This is a genomic window from Pseudomonas sp. Eqa60, from assembly GCF_018326405.1.
In the GTDB taxonomy this organism is placed as follows: Bacteria; Pseudomonadota; Gammaproteobacteria; order Pseudomonadales; family Pseudomonadaceae; genus Aquipseudomonas; species Aquipseudomonas protegens.
Map to the genome: position 1 here is coordinate 6,305,236 of NZ_AP024342.1, position 11,637 is coordinate 6,316,872.

General features: G+C 60.2%; 12 protein-coding genes. 9 read left to right on the plus strand and 3 right to left on the minus strand.

Annotated features, from left to right (window positions below; genetic code table 11):
- The first annotated feature begins 61 nt into the window (after window positions 1–61).
- The 7 genes from apaG to KI242_RS28660 all read left to right on the plus strand — a co-directional run bounded on the left by apaG (window position 62) and on the right by KI242_RS28660 (window position 8,144).
- Complete coding sequence (gene apaG / locus KI242_RS28630) at window positions 62–442, plus strand: Co2+/Mg2+ efflux protein ApaG (RefSeq protein ID WP_011063828.1); 381 nt, start codon at window positions 62–64, stop codon at window positions 440–442.
- Complete coding sequence (locus KI242_RS28635) at window positions 442–1,311, plus strand: symmetrical bis(5'-nucleosyl)-tetraphosphatase (RefSeq protein WP_015637253.1); 870 nt, start codon at window positions 442–444, stop codon at window positions 1,309–1,311. Before apaG ends, KI242_RS28635 begins: the two co-directional genes overlap by 1 nt.
- Before the next feature lie 33 nt (window positions 1,312–1,344).
- Window positions 1,345–1,674: a thiosulfate sulfurtransferase GlpE gene (glpE, locus tag KI242_RS28640; protein ID WP_011063830.1), complete on the plus strand. Its 330-nt coding sequence runs from the start codon at window positions 1,345–1,347 to the stop codon at window positions 1,672–1,674.
- A gap of 299 nt (window positions 1,675–1,973) precedes the next feature.
- Window positions 1,974–3,896 (plus strand): PrkA family serine protein kinase, encoded by a 1,923-nt coding sequence (locus tag KI242_RS28645; protein WP_011063831.1) that lies wholly within the window; start codon window positions 1,974–1,976, stop codon window positions 3,894–3,896.
- Window positions 3,897–4,014: 118 nt separating this feature from the next.
- Complete coding sequence (locus tag KI242_RS28650) at window positions 4,015–5,289, plus strand: YeaH/YhbH family protein (RefSeq protein WP_212805736.1); 1,275 nt, start codon at window positions 4,015–4,017, stop codon at window positions 5,287–5,289.
- A complete protein-coding gene (locus KI242_RS28655; RefSeq protein WP_011063833.1) occupies window positions 5,286–6,848 on the plus strand; it encodes a SpoVR family protein in 1,563 nt (520 codons plus the stop codon). Before KI242_RS28650 ends, KI242_RS28655 begins: the two co-directional genes overlap by 4 nt.
- 66 nt (window positions 6,849–6,914) lie before the next feature.
- Entirely contained in the window at window positions 6,915–8,144 is a 1,230-nt protein-coding gene (locus KI242_RS28660) for a multifunctional CCA addition/repair protein (RefSeq protein ID WP_212805737.1), read from the plus strand.
- A 46-nt stretch (window positions 8,145–8,190) separates the two neighbouring features.
- Here KI242_RS28660 and folK read toward each other — a convergent pair whose 3' ends face one another.
- Window positions 8,191–8,706, minus strand: coding sequence for a 2-amino-4-hydroxy-6-hydroxymethyldihydropteridine diphosphokinase (folK, locus tag KI242_RS28665; protein ID WP_041120098.1), 516 nt, complete (start codon window positions 8,704–8,706; stop codon window positions 8,191–8,193).
- Window positions 8,697–9,050: a dihydroneopterin aldolase gene (gene folB, locus KI242_RS28670; RefSeq protein WP_011063836.1), complete on the minus strand. Its 354-nt coding sequence runs from the start codon at window positions 9,048–9,050 to the stop codon at window positions 8,697–8,699. Before folB ends, folK begins: the two co-directional genes overlap by 10 nt.
- 74 nt (window positions 9,051–9,124) lie before the next feature.
- On the opposite strand from folB, the gene plsY reads away from it, so the two are divergent.
- Window positions 9,125–9,694: a glycerol-3-phosphate 1-O-acyltransferase PlsY gene (gene plsY, locus KI242_RS28675; RefSeq protein WP_011063837.1), complete on the plus strand. Its 570-nt coding sequence runs from the start codon at window positions 9,125–9,127 to the stop codon at window positions 9,692–9,694.
- 45 nt (window positions 9,695–9,739) lie between these two features.
- On the opposite strand, the gene tsaD is transcribed toward plsY, so the two are convergent.
- Complete coding sequence (tsaD, locus tag KI242_RS28680) at window positions 9,740–10,765, minus strand: tRNA (adenosine(37)-N6)-threonylcarbamoyltransferase complex transferase subunit TsaD (protein ID WP_011063838.1); 1,026 nt, start codon at window positions 10,763–10,765, stop codon at window positions 9,740–9,742.
- Between the two features lie 200 nt (window positions 10,766–10,965).
- Here tsaD and rpsU point away from each other — a divergent pair, with 200 nt between their 5' ends.
- Window positions 10,966–11,181, plus strand: a complete 216-nt coding sequence (rpsU, locus tag KI242_RS28685) for a 30S ribosomal protein S21 (protein WP_002551877.1) — start codon at window positions 10,966–10,968, stop codon at window positions 11,179–11,181.
- Window positions 11,182–11,637 lie beyond the last annotated feature (456 nt).

Sequence of the window (11,637 nt, forward strand, 5' to 3'; positions counted from 1 at the left end):
GACCTAGACTGACCTCCATCAGTCCCGTCCCGCGTCCCGCTTTGCTTTAAAGGCCTCTTGCATGTCCGATCCTCGTTACCAGGTCGACGTCAGCGTCGTCACTCGCTTTCTGGCAGACCAATCGCAACCCGAGCAGAACCGCTTCGCTTTCGCCTACACCATCACCGTGCAGAACAATGGCTCGCTTCCAGCCAAGCTGCTGTCCCGGCACTGGGTGATCACCGATGGCGACGGGCATGTCGAAGAGGTCCGTGGTGCCGGCGTGGTGGGCCAGCAACCGCTGATCGCCGCAGGCAAAAGCCACACCTACAGCAGCGGCACGGTAATGACCACCCGGGTTGGCAACATGCAGGGCAGCTATCAGATGCTCGCCGAGGATGGCAAACAGTTCGACGCCGTCATTGCGCCCTTCCGCCTGGCCGTGCCCGGAGCCTTGCACTGATGGCGACCTACGCCGTCGGCGACCTGCAAGGCTGCCTGGAACCTCTGCAATGCCTGCTTGAACAAGTAGCCTTCGATCCCGCCCGGGATCGCCTGTGGCTGGTGGGCGACCTGGTCAACCGTGGCCCGCAGTCGCTGGAAACCCTGCGCTACCTGTATTCGATCCGCGACTCGCTGGTCTGCGTGCTGGGCAATCACGACCTGCACCTGCTGGCCGTCTGGCGCAACGTCGAGCGCCTGAAGAAATCCGACACTCTGCGCGAGATCCTGGAGGCTCCCGATTGCGAGGAGCTCTTGCAGTGGCTGCGCCAGCAGAAGCTGATGCATTACGACGAAGCCCGCAACATCGCCATGGTGCACGCCGGCATAGCCCCCCAGTGGTCGCTGAAGAAAGCCCAGAAATGTGCCGCCGAGGTCGAAGAAGCGTTGCGCGACGACAACCTCTTCGACCCCTTCCTGGACGGTATGTATGGCAATGATCCAGCGAAATGGGACAGTGATCTCAAAGGCGTGACTCGCCTGCGGGTCATCACCAACTACTTCACCCGCATGCGCTTCTGTACCAGCGACGGCAAGCTGGACCTCAAGAGCAAGGAGGGCCTGGACACCGCGCCACCGGGCTACGCCCCCTGGTTCAGCCACAAGGAGCGCAAGACCCGGGACCTGAAGATCATCTTCGGCCACTGGGCAGCCCTGGAAGGCCATTGCAACGAGCCCGGCATCTTCGCCCTGGACAGCGGCTGCGTCTGGGGCGGGGCCATGACCCTGCTGAATGTCGATAGCGGCGTACGCCTGACCTGCGACTGCGATGCCCAAGGCCGCACCGCCGCTCTTTCCCCCGAACCCCTGCCGGCACCGGCAAAGCGCTAGCCGGCGCTGATTATCAAGCTCCAGGAGCCCGCCATGAGCGAATTCAAACGCATCCCCCCAGAACAGGCCCAGGCACTGCGCGAGCAAGGTGCCGTGGTGGTGGACATCCGCGATCCGCAAACCTACGCACTGAACCACATCAGTGGCTCGCAACACCTGGACAATCACTCCATTTCCGACTTCATCCGCGCGGCTGACCTCGACGCTCCGCTAGTGGTGGTTTGCTACCACGGAAACTCGAGCCAGAGCGCGGCAGCCTACCTGGTCAGCCAGGGCTTTTCCGACGTCTACAGCCTGGATGGCGGCTTCGAACTGTGGCGCAGCACTTATCCAGCGGAAACCGCTCAGGGCAACCCTGAATAATTTTTTTCCGACGCTCTAGCCCGCGTACGACGCGGGCTGACGCAGCACCAGACGAACGGTAGCGGGCAACTAATTCCCCATCTCGCCTTGACCTCCCGGATTCCGAACTATCCTTAGCCTCAGGCCATCCAAATCAGGGGAGAGCCGGTACACCGGCGAGCGGGTCATCGGTACTAGCTTTCAAGGTCGATAGCTTTGAAAGTGTTCTGGGGGGTAAACAGCAGCTGGAAACTCAGCTGCATGCCAGCACTTGACTGACTGATCCGACGCCGGCTCCACGTATCGAGCGAGGTGACGTCATGAGTATTTTTAGCCACTTCCAACAACGCTTCGAATCCACACGCCAGGAAGAGTTTTCGCTGCAGGAATACCTGGAGCTGTGCAAGAAGGATCGAAGCGCCTACGCCTCGGCCGCCGAGCGCCTGCTGCTGGCCATCGGCGAGCCCGAATTGCTGGATACCTCGACCAATTCGAGGCTGTCGCGAATCTTCTCCAACAAAGTGATTCGCCGCTATCCGGCGTTCGAAGACTTCCATGGCATGGAAGAATGCATCGATCAGATCGTCTCCTACTTCCGTCATGCCGCTCAGGGCCTGGAAGAAAAGAAACAGATCCTCTATCTGCTGGGGCCGGTGGGCGGTGGTAAATCCTCCCTCGCCGAGAAACTCAAGCAACTGATCGAGAAAGTGCCCTTCTACGCCATCAAGGGCTCTCCGGTCTTCGAATCACCGCTGGGCCTGTTCAACGCCACGGAAGATGGCGCGATTCTCGAAGAAGACTTCGGCATTCCCCGGCGTTACCTCAACACCATCATGTCGCCCTGGGCCACCAAGCGCCTGTCGGAGTTCGGCGGTGACATCAGCCAGTTCCGAGTGGTGAAACTCTATCCGTCGATCCTCAACCAGATTGCCGTGGCCAAGACCGAGCCTGGGGATGAGAACAACCAGGACATCTCGGCCCTCGTGGGCAAGGTGGATATCCGCAAGCTGGAAGAATTCCCCCAGAACGACGCCGACGCCTACAGCTACTCCGGGGCGCTGTGCCGGGCCAACCAGGGCCTGATGGAATTCGTCGAAATGTTCAAGGCACCGATCAAGGTGCTGCACCCACTGCTGACCGCGACTCAGGAAGGCAACTACAACAGCACCGAGGGCCTGGGGGCGATTCCGTTTACCGGCATTCTGCTGGCGCACTCCAACGAATCGGAATGGCACACCTTCCGCAACAACAAGAACAACGAAGCCTTCATCGACCGGATCTATATCGTCAAGGTGCCGTACTGCCTGCGGGTCACCGATGAGGTGAAGATCTACGACAAGCTACTGTTCAACAGCTCCCTGGCCAAGGCCCACTGCGCCCCCGACACCCTGAAGATGCTGGCGCAGTTCACCGTGCTTTCGCGCCTCAAGGAACCGGAGAACTCCAACATCTACTCGAAGATGCGGGTGTATGACGGCGAAAACCTCAAGGACACCGATCCCAAGGCCAAGTCGATCCAGGAGTACCGTGACAGCGCCGGCGTCGACGAGGGGATGAACGGGTTGTCGACTCGCTTTGCCTTCAAGATCCTGTCGAAGGTCTTCAACTTCGACCCTCACGAAGTGGCGGCGAACCCGGTGCACCTGCTGTACGTGCTGGAACAACAGATCGAGCAAGAGCAGTTCCAGGCAGAAACCCGTGAGCGCTACCTGCGCTTCCTCAAGGAATATCTGGCACCGCGCTATATCGAATTCATCGGCAAGGAGATCCAGACCGCCTACCTCGAGTCCTACAGCGAGTACGGCCAGAACATCTTCGACCGCTACGTGCTCTATGCGGACTTCTGGATCCAGGATCAGGAATACCGCGATCCGGAGACCGGCGAAATCCTCAATCGCGTGGCCCTCAACGAGGAACTGGAAAAGATCGAAAAACCGGCCGGGATCAGCAACCCGAAGGATTTCCGCAACGAAATCGTCAATTTCGTCCTGCGCGCCCGGGCCAACAACAACGGCAAGAACCCCACCTGGCTCAGCTACGAGAAGCTGCGGGTGGTCATCGAGAAGAAAATGTTCTCCAACACCGAGGACCTGTTGCCGGTCATCAGCTTCAACGCCAAGGCGAGCAAGGAGGATCAGCAGAAGCACAACGACTTCGTCACACGAATGGTCGAGCGCGGCTACACCGACAAACAGGTACGGCTGCTATCCGAATGGTATCTGCGGGTCAGAAAGTCGCAGTAAAGCAGCTGCAAGCTTCTAGCCCCAAGCTGCGGGCACCTTGCCGTAGAGCCCTTGGGGGCTCTGCTGCAACGCTGCCTACCGCTTGAAGCTTATGTCTTGAAGCTCCCCGGAGGGGCCCATGAGCTATGTGATCGACCGACGTCTCAATGGCAAGAACAAGAGCACGGTAAACCGCCAGCGGTTTCTGCGGCGCTACCGTGACCACATTAAAAAGGCCGTCGAAGAGGCGGTTAGCCGGCGCTCCATCACCGACATGGAGCACGGCGAGCAAATCAGCATTCCCGGGCGGGATATCGACGAGCCGGTGCTGCACCACGGCCGTGGCGGCAAGCAGACCGTGGTTCACCCTGGCAACAAGGAATTCACTGCCGGCGAGCACATTGCCAGGCCTCAAGGCGGCGGTGGGGGCGGTGGCGGCCGGGGCAAGGCCGGCAATTCCGGCGAAGGCATGGACGAGTTCGTGTTCCAGATCACCCAGGAGGAATTCCTCGAATTCATGTTCGAGGACCTGGAACTGCCCAACCTGGTGAAACGCAACCTGACCGGAACCGACACCTTCAAGACCGTACGAGCCGGGATCAGCAACGAAGGCAACCCGGCTCGGATCAATATCATCCGTACCTTGCGGTCGGCCCACGCGCGACGCATTGCCTTGTCCGGCAGCAGCCGGGCCAAGCTGCGGGAAGCCAAGGAAGAACTGGCGCGCCTGAAGCGGGAAGAACCGGACAATTTCGGCGATATCCAGGAGCTTGAGGCGGAAATCGAGCGCCTGAGTGCCCGGATTCACCGCGTGCCCTTCCTCGACACCTTCGACCTCAAGTACAACCTGCTGGTGAAACAGCCCAACCCCAGCTCCAAGGCGGTGATGTTCTGCCTGATGGACGTTTCTGGCTCCATGACCCAGGCCACCAAAGACATCGCCAAGCGTTTCTTCATCCTTCTGTACCTGTTCCTCAAGCGCAACTACGACAAGATCGACGTCGTGTTCATCCGCCACCACACCAGTGCCCGGGAAGTGGACGAGGAGGAATTCTTTTATTCCCGGGAAACCGGCGGCACCATCGTCTCCAGCGCCCTGAAGCTGATGCAGGAGATCATGGCCGAACGCTACCCGAGCAACGAGTGGAACATCTACGCTGCCCAGGCCTCCGATGGCGACAACTGGAACGACGACTCGCCGATCTGCCGCGACATCCTGATCAACCAGATCATGCCGTTCGTGCAGTACTACACCTACGTGGAAATCACCCCGCGCGAGCACCAGGCCCTGTGGTTCGAGTACGAACGCATCGCCGAGGCCTATTCCGATACATTCGCCCAGCAACAACTGGTTTCGGCCGGAGACATCTATCCGGTCTTCCGTGAACTCTTCCAGCGCAGGTTAGTGACATGACCGCCAGAGAGCAGAAGCGCCAACCCATCTCCACCGGCTCGGAATGGACCTTCGAGCTGATCCAGGCCTACGACCGTGAAATCAGCCGTATCGCGGCCCGCTATGCCCTGGACACCTATCCCAACCAGATCGAAGTGATCACCGCCGAGCAGATGATGGACGCCTATGCCTCGGTGGGCATGCCCCTGGGCTATCACCACTGGTCCTACGGCAAGCACTTCCTCAGCACCGAAAAATCCTACAGCCGGGGCCAGATGGGCCTGGCCTACGAAATCGTCATCAACTCCGACCCTTGCATTGCCTATCTGATGGAAGAGAACACCATCTGCATGCAGGCGCTGGTGGTGGCTCACGCCTGCTATGGCCATAACAGCTTCTTCAAGGGCAATTACCTGTTCCGCACCTGGACCGATGCCAGCTCGATCATCGACTACCTGGTGTTCGCCAAGCAGTACATCATGCAATGCGAGGAGCGCCATGGCATCGATGCCGTGGAAGATCTGCTGGACTCCTGCCATGCCTTGATGAACTACGGTGTCGACCGCTACAAGCGGCCCTACCCGATTTCCGCCGAAGAAGAACGGCGCCGGCAGAAAGACCGGGAGGAACACCTGCAGAAACAGATCAACGACCTGTGGCGCACCATTCCCAAGGGTGCGGACAAGTACAGCGACAAGGACAATGCGCGCTTCCCCGCCGAACCTCAGGAAAATATCCTCTATTTCATCGAAAAACACGCGCCACTGCTGGAGCCCTGGCAACGCGAGATCGTGCGCATCGTGCGCAAGATCGCCCAGTACTTCTACCCGCAACGCCAGACCCAGGTGATGAACGAAGGCTGGGCTACCTTCTGGCACTACACCTTGATGAACGATCTGTACGACGAAGGCCTGGTCACCGATGGCTTCATGATGGAATTCCTCACCTCCCATACCAGCGTGGTATTCCAGCCAGGCTTCGACAGCCCCTACTACAACGGCATCAACCCCTATGCCCTGGGCTTTGCCATGTACCGCGACATCCGACGCATCTGCGAGGAGCCCACGGAAGAGGACCGGCGCTGGTTCCCGGAACTGGCCGGCACCGACTGGCTGTCGAGCATCAAGTTCGCCATGAGCAGCTTCAAGGACGAGAGCTTCATCCTGCAGTACCTGTCGCCCAAGGTCATCCGCGATCTCAAGCTGTTCAGCATCATGGACGACGACCAGAAGGACGACCTGCTGGTACCGGCAATCCATGATGAAAGCGGCTATCGGATCATCCGTGAAACCCTGGCCGCGCAATACAACCTGGGCAACCGCGAACCCAACGTGCAGATCTGGAGCATCGACCGCCGGGGCGACCGCTCCTTGACCCTGCGTCATCAGCAACACGACCGTAAACCCCTGGGGGATTCCACCGACGAAGTGCTCAAGCACCTGCACCGCCTCTGGGGCTTCGACATTCACCTGGAAACCCTGCAGGGCGACCAGGTGATGAAAACCCACCACGTACCGCCAAAGAGCGATCACAACGAAAACGACTACGGTCGCCTGGACCTGGCAGTTATCCACCTTTAAGCCCGATAACAAGCCTCCGGATGCGCGATACAAGGGTTATCCTGTCGCGCTAACGGAGGTTTTTTTATGCGGATTTACAAAGTCGGCGGCGCCGTGCGCGACCGCCTGCTCGGCAGGCCGGTTACCGATATCGACTGGGTGGTAGTGGGTGCCAGCGCAGAGGAGATGCTCGCCAAGGGCTTTCGCCCCGTGGGCGCGGACTTCCCGGTGTTCCTGCACCCCAAGAGCGGCGAGGAATATGCCCTGGCCCGCACCGAGCGCAAGAGTGGGCGGGGTTATGGCGGTTTCACCTTCCATGCCAGCCCGGAAGTCACTCTGGAAGAGGACCTGATCCGTCGCGACCTGACCATCAACGCCATGGCCGAAGATGAACAGGGCCGCCTCACCGATCCCTACAACGGTCAGAAGGACCTTGAAGAGCGGCTATTGCGCCACGTTTCCCCGGCATTCGCCGAAGATCCCCTGCGAGTACTGCGGGTCGCCCGCTTCGCCGCCCGCTACGCCGGGCTGGGTTTTCGCGTGGCGCCAGAGACACTCGAGCTGATGCGCGAACTCAGTGAATCCGGTGAGCTTCAGGCCCTGACGGCCGAACGCAGCTGGAAAGAGATATCTCGCGCCCTGATGGAGGATCAGCCCCAGGTCTTTATCCAGGTATTGCGCGACTGCGGCGCGCTGGCGGTGCTGATGCCCGAAATCGACGCACTGTTCGGCGTACCTCAACCCGCGGTCCATCACCCGGAGATAGACACCGGCGCGCACACCCTCAGCGTTCTGCTGCAAGCCGCGTTGCATCAGCAACCCCTCAGCGTGCGCTGGGCCTGCCTGCTCCACGACCTGGGCAAAGGCCTGACACCCGAGGAGGAGTGGCCACGGCACATTGGCCATGAGCGCACAGGCCTGGAACTGATCAAGGCGGTCAATGAACGCTTCAAGGCGCCCCGGGAATGCCAGGAGTTGGCACTGCTGGTGGGCCAGTACCATACCCACGGCCACAAGGCGCTGGAACTCAAGGCCTCGACACTCCTGGAACTATTGCAAAGTTTCGACGTGTTCCGACGCCCACAGCGTTTCGAAGAGTTCATAGCGGCATGCGAAATGGATGCTCGCGGCCGTCTTGGGCTGGAGTCGCGGCCTTATCCGCAAGCCGATTACCTGCGAGGAGCCGCCGAGGCGGCGCGCGAGGTGGCGGTTCAACCCTTGCTGGAACAGAGGTTCAAGGGGCCGCAACTGGGCGAGGCACTAAGGCTGGAACGACTGAAGGTCATCAAGGCCTACAAGGAACAGCACGCGCCTTGAGTGAGTCGCGAACCGCCCCGCCGGGTCCGCGATTAGTCGAGCGCAGCTACAGGTCTGGTGGGGTCAGTTGCATGCCCCGCCATTGGAAGGCGACCGGGGCCAGCACCTGATCGATCTGCGCCTCGGCCCAGAGCGCCCCGAGGCTCTTGCCCGCCAGCGGATGCACCCGCTCGGGCGCCATCAGCGACAGCGGCCAGAGCACGAAGGCGTTCTTCAGAATCTCTGCCCGGGGCAGGATCAGGCCATCGAAATTGCCGGTCAGTTCACCGTAGAGCAATACATCGATATCCAGCGGCAGGCCTTTACGATCAGGGGCATAACGGCCGTTATCGGCCTCGATGAACTTCAGGCGCCGGTCCAGCTCGATCAGAGGCAAGTCGGTAAAAGCCGTCACCACCAGGTTGAAAAACGGGCCGCTCTTGATCCCCACCGGCTGGCTTTCGAACACCGGCGAGCAACGCATATCCACCAGAAAACCGGCCAGGGCATCGAGCCCGGCCCGCAGATGAACTTCACGCTCGATATTGCTACCGAGCCCCAGATACACCTGAGTCAGCGACATCCGCGCTCGATCTCCACACCCACACCAGAGGCAGCCGGGACGGCGCCAGGCTTGGTCAGTTTCAAGCGCAACCAAGGGATGTGAAATTCATTCATCAGAACCTCGGCAAGACGCTCGGCAAAGGTTTCCACCAACTGGTACTGGGCATGCTCGGCAAACGCCTGGATCCGGGTGGAGACACTGGCATAGTCCAATGCCAGCGTCAGATCATCTCCAGCAGCTGCCGGGCGATTGTCCCAGGCAAAGCTCAGATCAAGACGCAGGCACTGTCGGATGCCGCGCTCCCAGTCGTAGGCACCAATCACGGTGTCCACTTCCAGCCCTTCGATAAACACTCTGTCCAAGCACTCTTCTCCGCAGCACGACAAGGGCGCAATGCGCCGTTAGAATCAGGGCTTCCTCGCCCGGAATAGTTAGCATGTTTTGGTTACTGGCGATTTTCGCCTACCTGCTCGGCTCTCTGTCCTTCGCCATTTTGCTCAGCCGCCTTACGGGTAATCCCGACCCGCGAATGAGTGGCTCGGGTAATGCCGGCGCCACCAACATGCTGCGCCTGGCCGGCAAGAAACTCGCAGTCCTGACCCTGCTGGGAGACCTGTGCAAAGGCCTGGCACCTGTGCTGATCGCCCACCTCGCGGGCTTGTCCCTGCAACAACAGGCCTGGGTGGGGCTCTATGCCGTCCTCGGCCATCTGTTTCCACTGTACTTCCGCTTCCGCGGCGGTAAGGGTGTCGCCACCGCCGCCGGCATGCTGCTGGGGCTCTACCCCCCGGCCGCGCTGCTGGCCATCGCCGCCTGGGCGCTGACCTTCTATCTCACTCGCACCAGTTCACTGGCCGCACTGATCGCCACCCCCCTGACCTTGCCACTGCTGGCCTGGCAGGAACCGGAGGCGCTATTGCCGATGAGCGTGCTGACACTGCTGATCGTCTGGCGCCACCGCGGCAATTTACGCGACCTGTTTGCCGGGCGCGAACGGCATTTTTGAATCCCTCAGATGTAGAGGCCTCAGCCCGAGCCTCCCCGCATGAAATCAGAGAGCTGACAGCTGCTCCATCGGCCAACGCGCCTGTACGCTGATCGCCAGACTTTCCTGCTGCCCGGCCTGCAAACGCTGGCAACCGGCAAAGGCGATCATCGCTCCGTTGTCGGTGCAGAACTCGGGACGGGCATAGAACACATTGCCCTTCATTTCAGCCAGCATCTTTTCCAGCGAAGCGCGCAATGCCTTGTTGGCACTTACACCTCCCGCAATAACCAGACGTTTGAGACCGGTCTGCTTCAAGGCACGCTTGCATTTGATGGTCAGAGTCTCCACCACCGCCTGCTGGAACGCGAGGGAGATGTCGCAACGGGTTTGCTCGCCGTCGTCTCCAGCGCTGACGCACTGCTGCCAGGTGTTCAAGGCGAAGGTTTTCAAGCCGCTGAAGCTGAAATCCAGCCCCGGGCGATCGGTCATCGGCCGCGGAAAGACAAAGCGCCCTGCTACGCCCTGAGTCGCCAGGCGCGCAATCTCGGGGCCGCCCGGATAATTCAGGCCGATCATCTTCGCCGTCTTGTCGAATGCCTCGCCTGCGGCGTCATCCAGGGTCTCGCCCAATAACTCGTATTGGCCGATACCATCGACCCGAACCAACTGGGTATGACCACCGGACACCAACAAAGCGACGAACGGGAATTGCGGAGGTTGCTCCTCCAGCATCGGCGCTAGCAGGTGGCCCTCCATATGGTGCACGCCCAGGGCTGGAATGCCCCAGGCAAAGGCCAGCGCCTGGGCGCAGGAAGCCCCCACCAGCAAGGCACCGACAAGGCCGGGGCCAGCGGTGTAGGCAATCGCGTCAATCTCGGTAGGCACGCAGTCGGCCTCGGCCAGCACCTGGCGGATCAAGGGCAGCATGCGCTTGACGTGATCCCGGGAGGCCAGCTCCGGCACCACGCCACCGTAGGCGCGATGCAGGTCGATCTGGCTGAACAGCGCGTCGGCCAGCAGGCCCCGCTCACTGTCGTATAACGCGACGCCGGTTTCGTCGCAGGACGTTTCTAATCCCAGTACTAGCATGGGTTTGCGCCTTGTAGAGGCTGAATTCGAAGGCGCGCATAATAGTCGCCACTCCCGCGCCCGACCAGCGGTTTTCGATCAGAGGCTTTGCATTCCGAGCGTTGAGGGGTTAACATCCGCAACCCTTAAAAACCGACGACCTCAGCCGCGATTTTTGCGACGAGAACGTTGACCCCGGTAATGAATGAAGGTAGCTCTGGATGCCAGCCGTCAAAGTTAAAGAGAACGAACCCTTCGACGTAGCTCTGCGTCGTTTCAAGCGCTCCTGCGAAAAAGCCGGTGTTCTGGCTGAAGTTCGTAGCCGCGAATTTTACGAGAAGCCGACTTCTGAGCGTAAGCGCAAAGCAGCTGCTGCTGTTAAGCGTCACGCCAAGAAAGTTCAGCGCGAACAGCGCCGCGCCGTACGTCTGTACTAATACACAGACGTTCGTTGCAAGCTTCTGCCAAGCCCGGCCCTCAGCCGGGCTAATGGCATTTGCGGAATACGCTTGATGCTTCACCGTCGAAGCCGCCCATGCGACCCAGACGATTCTGCTTCACCACGTCAGACCTGGCTTCTTGCCAGCGGTGCACGTCTTTTCTGACGAGCCTTCCAAGGCTACTGACGAGCACACCCTTATCTGATTCCTACAGACGATCAGCCCAAGGCGCCCTTCTCCAGCGCCCGCTTAATGAGCTATCCGAGGCCAGCCCAAAGCCACTGTCGGACTCAGCGCAACACCTTCAAATAGTCGAATACTGATTGAAACTAACGTCAGTGGACGTTCGGCAGATACACTTCCCGACTGCGATCACGCCGAAAACCAGGGTCGAGCCGCGCAACCTCACGCTTGGCCGCCACCCGAACTTTCGACAGTGTCGCCAGGGCTATC